The sequence below is a fragment of the Geomonas sp. genome (assembly GCF_035254065.1).
Taxonomy (GTDB): domain Bacteria; phylum Desulfobacterota; class Desulfuromonadia; order Geobacterales; family Geobacteraceae; genus Geomonas.
The window spans coordinates 13280-29826 of record NZ_DATFBA010000374.1; the positions used below are offsets into that span (position 1 = coordinate 13280).

At 64.0% G+C, this 16547-nt stretch carries 11 protein-coding genes; 2 read left to right on the forward strand and 9 right to left on the reverse strand.

The genetic code is table 11. The features are described 5' to 3' along the window. Positions 1 to 84: 84 nt before the first annotated feature. The 7 genes from VJ604_RS17555 to murI all read right to left on the reverse strand — a co-directional run bounded on the left by VJ604_RS17555 (position 85) and on the right by murI (position 7205). Positions 85 to 693: a type II secretion system protein gene (locus VJ604_RS17555; RefSeq protein WP_324084762.1), complete on the reverse strand. Its 609-nt coding sequence runs from the start codon at positions 691 to 693 to the stop codon at positions 85 to 87. After that, positions 690 to 1622 carry a transketolase family protein gene (locus tag VJ604_RS17560; RefSeq protein WP_324084763.1) on the reverse strand — a complete coding sequence of 311 codons (933 nt, stop codon included), beginning with the start codon at positions 1620 to 1622 and terminating at the stop codon, positions 690 to 692. Before VJ604_RS17560 ends, VJ604_RS17555 begins: the two co-directional genes overlap by 4 nt. A 27-nt stretch (positions 1623 to 1649) precedes the next feature. After that, entirely contained in the window at positions 1650 to 2474 is an 825-nt protein-coding gene (locus VJ604_RS17565; protein ID WP_324084765.1) for a transketolase, read from the reverse strand. 23 nt (positions 2475 to 2497) lie between these two features. Then, a complete protein-coding gene (locus VJ604_RS17570; RefSeq protein WP_324084767.1) occupies positions 2498 to 3037 on the reverse strand; it encodes a RomY N-terminal domain-containing regulatory protein in 540 nt (179 codons plus the stop codon). 90 nt (positions 3038 to 3127) lie between these two features. After that, a complete protein-coding gene (locus VJ604_RS17575) occupies positions 3128 to 5575 on the reverse strand; it encodes a homocysteine S-methyltransferase family protein (RefSeq protein WP_324084769.1) in 2448 nt (815 codons plus the stop codon). Between the two features lie 204 nt (positions 5576 to 5779). Further along, a complete protein-coding gene (locus VJ604_RS17580; protein WP_324084772.1) occupies positions 5780 to 6382 on the reverse strand; it encodes a GerMN domain-containing protein in 603 nt (200 codons plus the stop codon). Continuing rightward, positions 6369 to 7205, reverse strand: a complete 837-nt coding sequence (murI, locus tag VJ604_RS17585; protein ID WP_324084773.1) for a glutamate racemase — start codon at positions 7203 to 7205, stop codon at positions 6369 to 6371. Before murI ends, VJ604_RS17580 begins: the two co-directional genes overlap by 14 nt. Before the next feature lie 553 nt (positions 7206 to 7758). Between murI and VJ604_RS17590 the strand changes: the two genes are divergently transcribed. Further along, the gene (locus tag VJ604_RS17590) at positions 7759 to 11205 is read left to right on the forward strand and encodes a pyruvate carboxylase (RefSeq protein ID WP_324084775.1); all 3447 of its coding nucleotides are present in this window, start codon (positions 7759 to 7761) and stop codon (positions 11203 to 11205) included. Positions 11206 to 11611: 406 nt separating this feature from the next. On the opposite strand, the gene VJ604_RS17595 is transcribed toward VJ604_RS17590, so the two are convergent. Together VJ604_RS17595 and VJ604_RS17600 are read right to left on the reverse strand one after the other, a co-directional pair. Beyond that, positions 11612 to 11854, reverse strand: a complete 243-nt coding sequence (locus tag VJ604_RS17595) for a hypothetical protein (protein WP_324084777.1) — start codon at positions 11852 to 11854, stop codon at positions 11612 to 11614. A 287-nt stretch (positions 11855 to 12141) separates the two neighbouring features. Continuing rightward, complete coding sequence (locus VJ604_RS17600; protein WP_324084779.1) at positions 12142 to 13440, reverse strand: ferredoxin-like domain-containing protein; 1299 nt, start codon at positions 13438 to 13440, stop codon at positions 12142 to 12144. 194 nt (positions 13441 to 13634) lie between these two features. Here VJ604_RS17600 and pepN point away from each other — a divergent pair, with 194 nt between their 5' ends. After that, positions 13635 to 16280, forward strand: coding sequence for an aminopeptidase N (gene pepN, locus VJ604_RS17605; protein WP_324084781.1), 2646 nt, complete (start codon positions 13635 to 13637; stop codon positions 16278 to 16280). Positions 16281 to 16547: the final 267 nt, after the last annotated feature.

Sequence of the window (16547 nt, forward strand, 5' to 3'; positions counted from 1 at the left end):
GTGCCTCCGCTGGGGTGGTGAATGCATATGCATCTTCAGGTGGTGCCGTGCAACCGGCCGCGGGCCGGTGGCGGTTACTACGGATTACGGTGGCGTTGTTCGCGTGCCTTGTCCGGCTCCCGTCTGAGACTCATCCCCCAGCGGTCTGGGCCAATGCGTGCAGATGAACACCCAATCCTTGTAGCTGCTCTTCCCCTCGAAGTCGCTGGGGTCCAGGTTGAACGAGGATGGGTCTTTGAAGGACTGCTTGATCGGCGCCTCTTCGCTGGTGCTGTGCACGCCGAGTATCCTGCCGTCGGCCCCTTTGATCGGCTCGAACTCCTTGAGGGTCATCGGGTCCAGGAAGAGCTTCCTGAGGCACGGTTTGGGGCTGGCCCCGGTCCCCTTCAGCAGCTCCTTGAGTTCCTTGGGACCCGGTACCCCGACTGGCAGGGCGGCCGGGTAGGTCCGGGGCTGGCCCGGGAGAGGGGTCTGGCCCGTCTGGGTCGGTATCCCCTTGGGCCAGTACCAGCGCCTAAGCCCGTCCATGTACTGCATGCCGCGGAAGAGGAGTTCGGTCTCCTTCTCCCGCTGCGCTGCAGTCTTCCAGACGGTGACGGCCCGTGCGGCCATGATCCCCAGGACCACGACCATCACCAGCGCGCCGATGTAGGTGAAGCCGGCGCTGGATCTGAGGAGGGAGACCCGCCTCATCCTTTCCTCGTGATGATCTCCCTTGCCTCTTCCATCAGGGTCTCGGCGTTCAGGCCGAAGTACTTCAGGAGCTCATCAGACTTGCCGGAGGTGCCGAAGCGGTCGTGGATGCCGACCCGCTTCATGAGGGTCGGGCACTCCTCGCCCAAAAGCTCGGCAACCGCGCCTCCCAGGCCGCCCACCACCGAGTGCTCCTCGGCGGTGATGATGGCGCCGGTCTCGCGGGCCGCTTTCAGCACGATCTCCTTGTCGAGCGGTTTGATGGTCCCCAGGTGGACCACCCGCGCGGAGATTCCCTCGGCCTGGAGCTTCTCGGCGGCGATCACCGCCTGGGCGGTCATGAGGCCTGTGGTCACGAAGGTGAGGTCGGAGCCGTCCACCAGCTGGTTGCCCTTGCCGATCTTGAACTCATGGCCCGCGGGAAAGACGGTGGGGACCTTGTTGCGCCCCAGCCGCACGTAGACGGGCCCCTTGTAGGCGGCCGCCGCGCGGATGGCGCCCTTGGTCTCCTCGCCGTCGGCCGGCACGATCACCGTCATGTTGGGGATCGCGCGCATGATGGCGACGTCCTCCACCGACTGGTGGCTGCCGCCGTCCTCGCCCACCGTGACGCCGCCATGGGTGGCGACGATCTTCACGTTGGCCTTCGGGTAGGCGACCGACTGGCGGATCTGCTCCCAGGCACGGCCGGCCGCGAAGATGGCGAAGGTGGAGACGAAGGGGATCTTGCCCACCGAGGCGAGGCCTGCGGCGGTGCCGACCATGTTGGCTTCGGCGATGCCCATGTTGAAGAAGCGGTTGGGGAATCTCTTGGCGAAGACGCCGGTCTTGGTGGAGCCGGAGAGGTCGGCGTCCAGTGCCACGATGCTCTCGTTCTCGGCGCCCAGCTCGGCGAGCGCCTCCCCGTAAGCGTCCCTGGTTGCTATCATAATCGGTATCCTTTCCTTATTCGTTGGCTAGTCGGCGCAGCCCAGGCACCTGAGCGCCTCGGGAAGCTCCTGATCGTTGGGGGTCACGCCGTGGTAGGAGGCCTTGTTCTCGAACAGGTGCACACCTTTGCCCTTGACGGTCTTGGCGACGATGGCGGTGGGAGCCCCCTTGTGGGTCTCGGCGTGGTCCAAGGCTGCTACGATCTGCGCCATGTCATGGCCGTCGATCTCGATCACCCTCCAGCCGAAGGAGCGGAACTTGTCGGAGATGGAGGCGACGTTCATCACCTTGGAGACGTCGCCGTCGATCTGCAGGCCGTTGGAGTCGATCAGGGCGCAGAGGTTGTCGTTGCCGTAGTGGGCGGCGGCCATGGCGGCCTCCCAGATCTGCCCCTCCTGCAACTCGCCGTCGCCCAGGATGGCGTACACGCGGTTCTCCTTGCCGTCCAGCTTGAGGCCGAGCGCCATGCCGTTGGCCATGGAAAGCCCCTGGCCGAGCGAGCCGGTGCAGACGTCGACCCCCGGGGTCCCCTTGCAATCCGGGTGGCCCTGCAGATGGCTCCCCAGGCGCCTGAGCATCATGAGGTCCTCGCTGGGGAAGTAGCCGCACTCGGCCAGCGTCACGTAGAGGGCGGGGGCGGCATGCCCCTTGGAGAGCACGAAGCGGTCACGTCCGTCCCAGGAGGGCTCGGCCGGGTTGTGGCGCATCTTGTGGAAATAGAGGGCGCATACCATGTCGATGGCGGAGAGCGAGCCGCCCGTGTGTCCCGACTGCGACTTGTGCAGGGTTTTCACGATGGCGATGCGCAGGCGCCTCGCCTTTTCTTCCAGCTCTGCGATCTTTTCTTTCACGAAGATTCCTTTCAGGATGGTGTTTATTTTTCCTCGCCCGTGATGAGGTAATCGAGGATCACCTCATCCAGGCTCCGTTTGGTGGGGGAGGCCGGGGGACTGGTCGGGTTGGTGCCGGCCGGAGGGCCGGGTGAAGCGGGAGTCACGGCTGGTGCGCTCTGGCTTGCCGTTGACGGCTGAGGTGCCGCGGGTGCGGGGACCGCCTGTGCAGTTGCTCGTGCGGGGACTGGCTCCGCAGCTGCCCGTCCCCCTTCGGTTGCGCCCGGCTCCGCAGCTGCCGGTGCCCCCTGCGGCACGCCGTTGGGGAAGGCGCGGGCGTCGAACTCACCCGCCTTGAGGCGCCGCATCATGTCCTTGTGCTGCTCTTTCATGATCGATTCGACCACTTGCTCGAGCTGCTCGACCTTGATGATGTCCGCGTAGCTCGTCTTGGCGGAAGCGAGGATGGTTCCACCGCGGTAGAGCAGGGTGATGATGTGGGGATTGGCCTTGCCGCTGTCCTCGGTCTGGACGTGGAAGACCTCACCCTTGTACCTGATGTTGTGATTGAAGCCGAGTACCATCGTTGGTTCCCTCTACGCCAAATGGCGTAACGTGCGCAAATTAGCACAGCGTCCGCGGCGTTGCAAGCTATATATTAGGAGGGAAACCCTTTATTTTGCCAGCAGTTTCTTGATACGGGCCACGGCCTCCATGGCGTCCTTGGCGTAGAGGTCCGCCCCGATCTCATCCGCGTACTGCTGGGTGACCACCGCGCCCCCCACCATGGTGAAGGTCTGCACCCCTTCTTCCTTCAGAAGGCGCACCACCTTGTCCATCTGGGCCATGGTGGTGGTCATCAGCGCGGAGAGCCCCACCGCGTCCACCTTATGGGCGAGAGCCTCCTCCAGGATGCGGGCGGCGGCCACGTTCTTGCCCAGGTCGATCACCTCGAAGCCGTGGTTCTCCAAGAGCGTGACCAGGATGTTCTTGCCGATGTCGTGGATGTCCCCTTCCACGGTGGCCATCAGGATCTTGCCCAGGCTCTGGATCCCTCCGCTTTTCAGCTCCTGCTTGAGCCGTGCGAAGGCGGCCTTCATGGTGTCGGCGGAGACCATCACCTGCGGCAGGAAGAAGGCACCGCTCTCGAAGCGGCGGCCGACCTCCTCCAGCCCCTGCAGAAGGGCCTCCGAGCTGATCTCCATGGGGGTGAGCCCCTCGGCGAGGGCCTCTTCCACCAGCGCCACCACCGATTCCTGTTCACCCTCGATAACCGCGCGGGCCAGCCTGCCGCGGATCCCCTCCGGCGCGGCGGCAACCGGAGCGGCCCCCTGCGCGCCCGACTGCTCCAGGGTGGCGGTGACCGGGACGTTGGCGGTCTGCCCCTTGTAGGCCTCGATGTAGGCGCCGGCGTTGGGGTCGCGCCCCAGCAGCACCATGGCGCTTCGCCAGGCGGCCATCATGGGGGCCTCCTTGGGGTTTATGATGGCGGCGGTGAGACCGGAGTGCATGGCCATGGAGAAGAAGGTGGAGGAGATCAGCGGCCGGCAGGGGAGGCCGAAGGAGATGTTGCTCACCCCCAGCACGGTGTTCAGTTTCAGCTCCTGGCGGACCTGCTTGATGGCATCCAGCGCCACCAGCGCCCCCTTGGGCTCGGCGCTCACCGTCAGGGTGAGGCAGTCGACCACCAGCTGGCTCTTGTCGATGCCGTAGGCCTGCGCGCGCCCGGCCACCTTGGCCGCGATGGCCGCGCGCCCCTCGGCGGTGGCCGGGATCCCCGTCTCGTCCAGGGTGAGGCAGACCAGCGCCGCCCCGTACTTCTTGGCGAGCGGCAGCACGGCGGCCATGCTCTTCTCCTCGCCGTTCACCGAGTTGATGAGCACCTTGCCGTCGGCGGCCTTGAGACCCGCCTCCAGCGCCTCGGGGGAGGAGGAGTCCAGGACTAGCGGCGTCTGCACCGCGCCGGTGATGCAGAAGACGGCGCGCTCCATGGCGGCCGGTTCGTCGATGCCGGGGGTGCCTACGTTGACATCCAGCAGGGTCGCCCCCAGGGCGGTCTGCTCCAGGGCCTCGCGGCGGATGTAGCTCACCTTACCTTCCCTGAGTTCCTGCGAATAGAGCTTCTTGCCGGTCGGGTTGATCCGCTCGCCGATCACCGCGACCGGGGCATTCGGCCCGATGGCGGCAAAGGCACCGCGGCTGGAGAGCCAGGTGGTGCCGTCGTTTTCTTTCTGCATGAAGGGGCGCTGTTTCCCCTCCAGCGCCTGCTGCATGGCGGCGATGTGGGCCGGCGTGGTGCCGCAGCAGCCGCCGATGACCCGCACGCCGAGCTCCAGCAGGCGGTCATGGAAGGCGGTCATCTGTTCGGGGGTGTCCGGAAACACGGTATGGCCATGCTGGAGGATGGGGAGCCCGGCGTTGGCCTGGCAGATGAGCGGCAGCGAGGTGACCTGGCGCATCGCTTTGAGCACCTCGTACATCCCCTCTACCCCCAGACCGCAGTTGGAGCCGATCACGCTGGCCCCTACCGCCTCCAGGGTGATGGCTGCCGCCTCGGGAGGGGAGCCGAGCACGCTTCTCCCCTTCTCCTCGAAGGTGAGCATGGCGATGATGGGGATCTCGGCGGAAAGCTCGCGGATGGCGATCACCGCGGCGCGGATCTCCTTGATGTCCAGGAAGGTCTCGAGGGTGATCAGGTCGCAGCCCGCCACGATGAGCGCCTTGGCCTGCTCGCGGAAGATGGCGGCCATCTCGTCGAAGGTGACATCCCCCACCGGCTCCACGAAGCGCCCGGTCGGCCCGATGGAGCCCGCCACGTAGGCGCTCTCTTTGGCCACCTCGCGGGCCAGGCGCACCGCCTGCGCGTTGATCTCGGCTACCCGGTCGGCCAGGCCGTAGTGTTCCAGTTTCGCCGAGCTGCCGCCGAAGGTGTTGGTGACGATGATGTCGGCACCGGCCTCCAGGTAGGCGGCATGCACCCCCGCCACGATCTCCGGTGCCGTCAGGTTCAACTCTTCCGGCGACTGGCCGGGTTTCAGGCCGCGCTCCTGCAGCATGGTCCCCATGGCGCCGTCCAGCACCAGTACCCGTTCCTTGATCGCCTGCAAAAACGGCATCTTCATGATCACCTCGTTTGTCCCGCTATTATAAAGAGTAGTTTCTTCGTGTTCAGTCCCCTCTCCCGAAGGGGGAGGGTTAGGGAGGGGGAACTCTGCCGCAATCGCAGCTGTACGTCCAAAGCAAATCCCCCCTGGCACCCCTTTAACAAGGGGGGCGTGAGGGGGCAGATCCCTCACCCTTCGACAGGCTCAGGGCGAACGGCTTGGCTACTTCTGCGATGGGGCCGGTGTCTCGGCCTGCTCCGCCTTCTTCCCTTCCAGCGTGAAGTCCGGCGGCAGCGGCTCTTTCAGGTCCAGGTGCCCCTGCAGGGTCTCCGCCGGGGCTCCCTCTATCAGGATCTGCACCGACTTTATCTGCGGGAAATTGGTGGTCACCGTGTCGACGATGGAGTAGACCGCGGCGGTCTCGGCGGCGCTGCCGGGCGGGGTCCCCTCTTTCAACTCAGAGCCGAAGTCGATGTGCGCCACGTTGCCGATCACCTTCACCCCCAGCACCCTGGTGTTTGCCGGGATGGTGGGTGCGCTGGAGCCGATGGGGCCGCTGACCAGCTCGTCCATCACCGTCTCGATGCTCTCCTCGAGCCCTTCCTCGATCTCCACCTCGCGCCCCTCGCGGACCAGCCCCTTGCCATCGGGGGAGCCGAAGAAGAGGGTGACCACCGTGGTTCCCTGCTGGGCAGTGGTCGGGGAAGGCTCCAGCGGACCACTGGCGGTGTGGTACTTGCGGAAGATAAGGGCGCCGAGCACCACGGCGAACAGCAGGAAGGAGGCCAAAAGGAGGTACTTGGCCTGGGTTCTACGCTTCTTCAAGGCACTCTCCCTCCTGAAGTTCCTGCTCCAGGTCCACCTGGTAGACGTCACCCAGCCGGCCGCCCAGGAAGCGGTTGCCGACCCGGATGAATCCGGCCGGGATGTCGGTCACGTAGTAGTGGTGGTTCCCCTTCTCTCCCTTGGGACGCAGAAGGTCTCCCTCGGAGAGGATCTGCGCCACGGTGAGCGCGGTCTGCTCCGCGGAGTCCACCAGCTTCACCCCCGGTCCCATCACCTCGCCGATCACCTGCTTCAGGATGGGGTAGTGGGTGCAGCCAAGCACCAGGGTGTCGACCTGCTGTACCTTCAGTTCTTCCAGGTAGATGCGCGCCGTCAGCCTGGCCACCTCGTTGTCCACCCACCCCTCTTCGGCCAGCGGCACGAAAAGCGGGCAGGCGCGGGTGACCACCTCGATGTCGGGATTGATGCGCTTGATCGCCTTGGTGTAGGCGCTGGAGCCGATGGTGGCGGCGGTGCCGATCACGCCGACCTTGCCGCTCTTGGTGACGGCGGCCGCGGCGCGGGCGCCCGGTTCGATCACCCCCACCACCGGGATGGGGAATTCCTTCTGCAGGGTGGCGAGCGCCACCGCGGAGGCGGTGTTGCAGGCGACCACCAGCAGCTTGATGTCGCGGCTCAGGAGGTAGCGGGCGATCTGCTGCGAGTAGCGGATCACCGTCTCCGGCGACTTGGTGCCGTAGGGGACCCGGGCGGTATCGCCAAGGTAGATGGTATCCTCCTGCGGAAGGGCCCGCACCACCTCTTTGAGGACGGTGAGGCCGCCGATGCCGGAGTCGAAAATGCCGATCGCTTTCCAGTTCAACCTTGTCTCCGAGAAATTTGACTGTGGCCGTCGAAACCCATCCTCACCCTGTCCCTCCCCTTGAAGGGGAGGGGACGTGGTGCCAGCGGCAACCAGTTCCCTGGGAGCCGCGGTGTGAAGCTCCCTCCCCTTCAAGGGGAGGGTCGGGGAGAGGATGGGTTGTTTTTTTACTGATATGGCCGAAAGTGTGTATGTTATTTGATATTAAGCCGGATTGTCAAGGTTTCCGTCGGCGCAAAGCTCGGCGGCGTGCGGGATTCCGGGCAGACGCTGCGACGTTTTTTGCTATACTTGAAAGCTTTTGAAGCCCTCTTCCCAAAACGTGGTTTACCGGCCGTGCCCCCTTCGGTCTCACCTGTACTGGTTCGGGGAAGGTGTGCGGTTTATAACGGTATTGCGGTTGACAAATCGGAAAGAAAATGGTTTTATCTATAACCTATTTTATGACCCTTGTAAGTAATTGATATCATTCACTTTTTTACTCTGAGTATAATTTTTTACTATCACTAATTGGCTCTTCACGTAAGGGTCAAGCCCAGCCAAAGGAGAAGCGATGGAGGGAAGGAAATTCAAGAAGGTTATGGCGGCCAACCGCGGCGAGATCGCAATCAGGATCTTCCGCGCCTGCACCGAGCTCGGTATCAGCACGGTTGCCATCTACTCGGAAGAGGACAAGCTCTCGCTGCACCGCTACAAGGCGGACGAGGCGTACCAGGTCGGCAAAGGGAAGAAGCCGATCGACGCCTACCTCGGCATCGATGAGATCATCGCCCTCGCCAAGAAGGTCGAGGTGGACGCCATCCACCCCGGCTATGGCTTCCTGGCCGAGAACGCCGAGTTCGCCGAGAAGTGCGAGGCCAACGGCATCGCCTTCATCGGACCGACCGCCGAGATGCAGCGGGCCCTGGGTGACAAGGTCGCGGCCAGGAAGGTGGCCAAGGCCGCCGGCGTGGCGACCGTGCCGGGCACCGAGGAGCCCATCCAGCACGAAGAGGACGCCCTGATCTTCGCCAAGAACTACGGCTATCCCATCATCATCAAGGCGGCGGCCGGCGGCGGTGGCCGCGGCATGAGGGTGGCCACCGACAAGAAGGAGCTGCTGGAGGGGCTGCAGTCCGCCTCCTCCGAGGCGAAGGCCGCCTTCGGCGACCCATCCGTGTTCCTGGAGCGTTACCTGAAGAACCCCAAGCACATCGAGGTGCAGGTCCTGGGGGACTCCTTCGGCAACCTGGTGCACTTCTTCGAGCGCGACTGCTCCATCCAGCGCCGCCACCAGAAGGTGGTCGAGTTCGCCCCCTCGCTGGCACTCCCCGGCGACACCCGCCGCGCGCTCTGCGCCGACGCCATCAAGATCGCCAAGCAGGTCGCCTACCGCAACGCCGGCACCGTCGAATTCCTGCTGGACGAGGAGGGGAGCTACTACTTCATCGAGATGAACCCCCGCATCCAGGTCGAGCACACGGTCACCGAGATGATCACCGGCCGCAACCTGGTGCAGGCGCAGATCCTGATCGCCGAAGGGAAGAGGCTCTCCGACCCGGAGATCAACATCCCCAACCAGGGCTCCATCGAGATGCGCGGCTTCGCCATCCAGTGCCGCATCACCACCGAGGACCCGGCCAACAACTTCGCCCCGGACTTCGGTATCCTGACCACCTACCGCTCCTCGGCCGGCTGCGGCGTGCGCCTGGACGCGGGCAACGCCTTCACCGGCGCGCAGATCACCCCGCACTACGATTCGCTCTTGGTCAAAGTCAGCGCCTGGGGGCTCACCTTCCAGGCGGCCTCCAACGTGATGAACCGCGCCCTGCAGGAATTCCGCATCCGCGGCGTGAAGACCAACATCGGCTTCCTGGAGAACGTCATCACCCATCCGGTCTTCCAGTCCGGCGACTGCAACACCTCCTTCATCGACCAGCACCCTGAGCTCTTGGTGATCCCGGAGAAGAAGGACCGCGCCAACAAGGTGCTCCATTTCCTGGGCGAGGTCATCGTCAACGGCTCCGCCGGGGTAGCCAAGCCGCTTCGCTCCGGCGAGCTTTTGGAGGCCAGGGCCCCGGAGGGGGATTTCCTCACCAACAAGCCGAAGGGGACCAAGGACATCCTGCGCGAGCAGGGGGCCGAGGCGCTCTCCAAGTGGGTGCTCGACCAGAAGAAGCTCCTTTTGACCGACACCACCATGCGTGACGCGCACCAGTCGCTGCTCGCCACCCGGGTGAGGAGCTACGACATACTGAAGATCGCCGACGCCACCTCGCACCTCGCCAGCGACCTCTTCTCGCTGGAGTGCTGGGGCGGCGCCACCTTTGACGTCTCCATGCGCTTTCTGAAGGAAGACCCCTGGCAGAGGCTGCATGACCTCGACAAGGCGATCCCCAACGTGCTCTTCCAGATGCTTTTGCGCGGCGCCAACGCAGTTGGCTACACCAACTATGCGGACAACGTCGTCCAGCGCTTCGTTGAGGAGGCGGCCGCCTCCGGCGTCGACGTCTTCCGCGTCTTCGACTCGCTCAACTGGACCCGCGGTATGACGGTGGCCATGGACGCCGTCAGGAAGTCCGGCAAGATCTGTGAGGCCGCCATCTGCTACACCGGCGACATCAGCGATCCGACCCGCACCAAGTACCCGCTCTCCTACTACGTCTCGATGGCGAAGGAACTGGAGAAGATGGGCGCCCACATCCTCGCCATCAAGGACATGGCGGGCCTTCTGAAGCCGTTTGCCGGCTACCAGCTGGTCAAGGCGCTCAAGGAAGAGATCGGCATCCCGATCCACCTGCACACCCACGACACCTCCGGCAACGGCGGAGCCCTGCTGTTGAAGGCGGCCGAGGCCGGCGTGGATATCGTGGACGCGGCGCTCTCCTCCATTTCCGGCCTCACCTCGCAGCCGAACATGAACGCGCTTGTGGCCACCCTTAAGGGGACCGAGCGCGACCCGCAGGTGAACGAGCGCGGCCTGCAGCAGCTCGCCAACTACTGGGAGAACGTGCGCGACTACTACGAGCCGTTCGAGTCGGGGCTGAAGAGCGGCACCGCCGAGGTCTACCACCACGAGATCCCGGGGGGACAGTACTCCAACTTCAAGCCGCAGGTCGCCGGCCTGGGACTCATCGACCGCTGGGAAGAGTGCAAGGAGATGTTCCACAAGGTGAACATGATGTTCGGGGACCTGGTCAAGGTCACCCCCTCCTCCAAGATCGTCGGCGACATGGCGATGTTCATGGTGAAGAACAACCTCGAGCCCGAGGACGTCTTCACCCAGGGCGAGGACCTGGCGTTCCCCGAGTCGGTGGTCGGCTTCTTCAAGGGGATGATCGGCCAGCCGTACCAGGGCTTCCCGAAGGAGTTGCAGAAGGTCATCCTGAAGGGCGCCGAGCCGATCACCTGCCGTCCGGGTGAGCTCCTGGAGCCGATGGACTTCGAGGCCGAGCGCGCCGCCGCGGCCGCCAAGGTCGGTCATCCGGTCAACGACAAGGACCTGATGTCCTACCTGATGTACCCGAACGTCTACGTCGAGTTCGACAAACATCGCCAGGAGTACTCCGACATCTCGGTGATCCCGACCCCCATCTTCTTCTACGGTCTGGAGCCGGGCCAGGAGACCTCCATCGAGATCCAGCCGGGCAAGACGCTGATCGTCAAGCTGAACGCCATCGGCTCGCTGCAGCCCGACGGCACCCGTAACATCTACTTCGAGCTGAACGGCAACGCGAGAAGCGTGACCGTGCGCGACCAGTCGGTGCAGACCGAGACCTCCTCGCGGGAGAAGGCGGACAGATCCAACCCGAAGCAGGTGGGAGCGCCCATGCCGGGCAAGGTGCTCAAGGTGAACGTGAAGCCGGGCGATCAGGTGAAGGCGGGGGACATCCTGGCGGTCACCGAGGCCATGAAGATGGAGACCAATATCAAGGCCAAGGAGGACGGCGCCGTCGCCGAGGTCCGCTGCAAGGAAGGGGACAAGGTAGAGAAGGAAGAACTCCTCTTCGTCATGGCGTAATACAAGGTAGTACAGTCATTAGTAGTAAAAAAGGGGACCGGATCCGGTCCCCTTTTTCTTCAGCTCGGCAGGCGTCGTCAACCTATTGGCGACCCTTTTTCGTATCCTTTTCTAATGCACAAAAAACAGGCAATTTGTTACAAATAGCGCTATACGGCAACATTCCGCCTGTCATCCCCGCTGTTCTCCACAAAGTTATCCACAGCTGCCGTGGATACAGAAGCAACTCTGGCCACCTTTTAGGCACAACCCCTGAAAAGTCCGCCGCTTTTGTCCACTTTTCTGGCCTTTGTAACAAAACTGACAAATTATTGACGAATTCTAATTGCGGAAAGGTGCCCTGCTGCAGCGTGCTGGATGCAGAAAGGGCGAACCCGATGCGGGTTCGCCCTGTCCCTTTGCCAACTCATGTATCCTCGGTGCCGACCGACTCATTCTCCGCTTCCTGCCAGGGGCGGTCGGGACTCTTCTCGGTGGAGTTCAGCGCGGCGTGGGTGCGCCGCACCGCTTCGGGAGAGATGGTGACGGTGTCTCGCGGCCGTTTCACTCCGGCACCCTGCAGCGATCTCTCGGAGTTCTTCTTGTCCCTGGGGGGTGCCGTGCTGGCCTGCAAGGCGACCTGTGCGCTTTCACCGACGGCGGATAACATGATGTCGCCTCCTGAGGGCTCTCCGAAAACTATCTCAGCTGCGCGGTACCCGATGGCCACTTTATGCAAGAGGGGGGTGGCAGGATGGTATTAATGCCTGCTAATTCAATAAGGAGAAAGTATAGCGAAGAACTTCCAGAGGTACAGGAAAAATTTCATGGGGATAGCGTTATCTGCGGATCGAGGATGGGTTATTTCAGCTTGAGGATGGGTGCTTCGACAGGCTCAGCACGAACGGATACCGAAGGTAATCCTGCTTGCGCTAAGCCTGTCGAAGGGTGTCTTGCCTAACCTAGTGCCTTTATCGCCTCGCCGAGGGCAAACTGGGTGAGCCCCTGCTCAACAAGCTCGGAGAAAGGGGCTTCACCGCGCCGGAAAAGATCGAAGCGCGGTGTGCGGCCGGCGGGGTCGTTCACCATGCGGGAGGCGATGATGCCGGCCTCGGAGAGTTGCGGCTGAGCGCAGGAGTTCGGGCAGCCGGAGATGGCCCAGGAAAGCTGCTGCGCCTTGGGGCCCATCTGCTTAACGAGTTCTTCCGCGATATCCCTGGTCGGCGCGAGCCCCATGATGCACTCGTGGTTTCCCGGGCAGACCCTGAAGATGACCCGCTCCTTGGGCTGGTCGCCGGGAAAGCCGGCTGCACGCAGGGCGCCGGCGGCCCCGGAGGGATCCTGGTCGCCCGCCACATGCAGCACCACGTTCTGATCGCCGGTCACCATCAGCACCCCGCCGCAGTGATCTTTGGCGATCTGGGCCAGGGCGGCGAGCCCCTCGGCCTTCAGTTCGCCGGCAAAGATGCCAACCTCCAGCCGGTGCGCATCCGATACGGCTGCCGGCACCATGCTGGTGGTGAGACTGGGAACGGTGGGGAGTTCCACGGCAGCGGCGGGGTCCTCCAGGATCCGGCGGCGGAACTCGTCCTGGCCGGTGGTGCGCACCAGGTGCTTGAGGCGCTTGCCGGCCGGGGTGTTGGCCTCGTAGAGCCTGAGGATGGTCTCGATGAGCGGCAGCAGGCTATCTTCCAGCACCGCCTCCGCCAGCAGGAAGCCGGGGATCGGCTCCCGGCCGAGCCCTCCGGCCACCCAGACGTCGTAGCGCGCCCTGCCGTCGGAGGAAGGGGCGGGAATGAGGCCGATGTCCTGGATCAGATGGCGGCGGCTGGCGGTGTCCGCCTCGACCCCGATCTTGAATTTCTTGGGAAGTTTCTCGAAGCGCGGGTTGCCCGAGAAGTGGCGGTGGATCTTTCTCACCAGCGCCTCCAGCGCTGGTGCGGCCGCCGAGGAGAGGCTGCCGCAGATGACGCCGCGCACGGCACCGCCGCAGGCCCCCCGATTGATGAGCCCCACGGTGGCCAGCTGCCGGGCCACGGTGACCAGGTCCTCTTCCTTGAGCCAGTGCAGCTCGATGCTCCCCCTGGTGGTCAGGTGCACCAGCCCTCGTGCGTACTGCTCAGCCACCTCGGCCACTTTCAACGCCTGCTCGGCCGAGATGATGCCGGCCGGGAGCTTGACCCGCTGCATGAAGAACTCTTGCTGGCGCTGCGGGTATATTCCCTCCAGGCGCAGGTTCTGCTTCTCTGTCTGCATCTAAATATTCCTCCGGTATTACTGCCCGTTTCGGCTTGGTGGGCGTGGCAGTAGATACTACAATGTCCGGGTTGGCATGTCCATTTGAAAAGAAGGGCACTTATCGTACAATTCTCTTCTGTCACAGAACCTGTTGTAATAGACTTGGCAATCATAGCTCCGCACAGATACTGAAGGAAAAGAAAGGAAGGCTCATGTCCGAAATAGTACACCCGACCATTCACCAGAAGGACTACACGCCGCCAGACTACCTGGTTGAAAGCGTCGAGCTCACCTTTGACCTCGATGCCGAGCAGACCACCGTCCTCTCCCGCCTCGCCATCCGGTCCAACCACGACCGAAGCGGCGGCGCACGCCCGCTGGTTTTGGACGGCGAAGAGCTGATCCTCGGTTCGCTCAAGCTGGACGGCGAGGAGCTGCACCCGGGCGGCTTCTCGGTGGACGACCACCATCTGACGATCCGGGAGGTCCCGGAGCGCTTCCAGCTGGAGGTGGTGACGGAGATCAGCCCCAGCGCCAACACCGCCCTTTCCGGCCTCTACGTCTCCGGCCCCATGCTCTGCACCCAGTGCGAGGCGGAGGGGTTTCGGCGCATCACCTACTTTACCGACCGCCCGGACGTGATGGCGGTCTACACGGTGACCCTCAGGGCCGACCGGGCGAAGACGCCGGTGCTGCTCGCCAACGGCAACCGGGTCGCCGCGGGGGAGCTCCCGGACGGCCGCCACTACGCGACCTGGCATGACCCCTTCAAGAAGCCGAGCTATCTCTTTGCAATCGTGGCCGGCGACCTGGAGCGGATCTCGGACCGCTTCACCACCATGAGCGGCCGGGTGGTCAACCTGGAGATCTACGTGGAGAAGAAGAACCTCGCCAAGTGCCGGCACGCCCTGGTCTCGCTGGAAAACGCCATGCGCTGGGACGAGGAGCAGTTCGGCCGGGAGTACGACCTGGACACCTACATGGTGGTGGCGGCCGACGACTTCAACATGGGGGCCATGGAGAACAAGGGGTTGAACGTCTTCAACTCCAAGTACGTGCTGGCCAGCCCCCAGACCGCCACCGATGACGATTACCAGGCGATCGAGGAGGTGATCGGCCACGAGTACTTCCACAACTGGACCGGCAACCGCATCACCTGCCGCGACTGGTTCCAGCTCTCCCTGAAGGAGGGGCTCACCATCTTCCGGGACCAGGAGTTCTCAGCCGACATGCAGTCGCGCCCGGTGAAGAGGATCGTGGACGTGCGGCTGCTGAGGGCGCAGCAGTTCCCCGAGGACGCGGGGCCGCTCGCCCATCCGGTGCGCCCGGAATCCTACGTGGAGATCAACAACTTCTACAGCATGACGGTCTACCACAAAGGGGGGGAGGTGATCAGGATGCTTAAGACCCTGCTCGGCAAGGAGAAGTTCCGTGCGGGGATGGACCTCTACTTCGCGAGGCATGACGGACAGGCGGTCCGGGTGGACGATTTCGTGCAGGCGATGGCCGACGCCGGCGGCCGCGAGCTTACCCAGTTCATGCGCTGGTACGACCAGGCCGGCACCCCGGTCCTCTCGGTCACCGACGACTGGGACGAGGCCGCGCGGAGCTACACGCTGACCGTCACCCAGAGCTGCCCTCCCTCGCCCGGGCAGGCCGGCAAGCTCCCCTTCCACCTGCCGCTGGCCATGGGGCTTTTGGACCGGGAAGGACGGGAGCTGCCGCTGAGACTGGAGGGGGAGCCGGAGAGCTCGCAGACCTCTCGCGTGCTGGAGTTGCGGGACCCGACCCACCGTTTCCGCTTCGTCGACCTGCCGTCGCGCCCGCTGCCGTCGCTTTTGCGCAACTTCTCGGCGCCGGTCAAGCTGGAGTACCCCTACAAAGAAGAGGACCTGGCCCTCCTGATGACCCACGACAGCGATCCCTTCGTCCGCTGGGAGGCGGGGCAGGTCGCGGCGCTGCAGCTGATCATGGCGCTGGTGGCCGATCATCAGGCCGGGCGTGAGCTCAGCGTCAAAGAGAGCTTCGTCGATTCCTTCGGCGAGCTTCTGGCCGATGACAAGCAGGACCGCGCCTTCCTGGCCGAGATGCTGACCCTGCCGGCGGAGAGCTACCTGGCCGAGCAGATGGAGGTGATCGACCCGGTGGCCGTCCACGAGGCGCGGGAATTCGTGCGGGCCACGCTGGGGAGGAGGCTGCGGGCCGAATTCATGGCGGTGCGCGAAAAGTGCGCCCCCCAGGCACCCTACCGCCCGGACGACGGCCTGGCCGGTTGCCGGCGGCTTGGCAACCTCTGCCTCGCCTACCTGATGGCCACCGGGGAGCCCGATGCGATCGCCCTCGCCCTGCAGCAGTTCAAGAGCGCCGACAACATGACCGACAGCCTGGGGGCCCTGGGCACCCTGGCCGGCTGCGACTGCCCCGAGCGCCAGGAGGCCCTGACTGACTTCTACCAGCGCTGGCGCGACGACCGCGGCGTGATCGACAAGTGGTTCATCCTGCAGGCCACCTCGCGGCTCCCCGATACCCTGCAGCGGGTGATCGCCCTCCTGCACCACCCCGACTTCGACATCCGCAATCCCAACCGGGTCCGCTCGCTGGTGGGGGCCTTCAGCCAGTCCAACCAGGTCCGCTTCCACGAGGCAAGCGGCGCCGGTTACGAGTTCCTGGCCGACCAGGTGCTCAAGCTGAACGCCATCAACCCGCAGATCGCGGCACGCATGCTCACCCCCTTCAGCCGCTGGAGGCGCTTCGACACCGGACGCCAGGAGCTGATGAAGAAGGAGCTGCACCGGGTCCTGGCCGAGCCAGGTCTCGCCAAAGACGTCTTCGAACTCGCCACCAAGAGCCTCTCCTGATCCTGCCAATAAAAAAAGCGGCGGCCCAAAAAGGCCGCCGCTCACCACACGCCGAACATACATTCCATTCCGAACCATCAGGTCCGCATCAACACATCGCACTGGCCTTCCATTGCATTGCACGAGCTGCAACCTCGTCAGGCGGCAGATAACAACCACTACATCGCACGACAGCTACATAACATGAGAAGCAAGACTGCTAGATCACATGGAAGAAAGAGACTACGTGACAAAGAGATAAGACACTAACGACAGCAAAAGTGGATG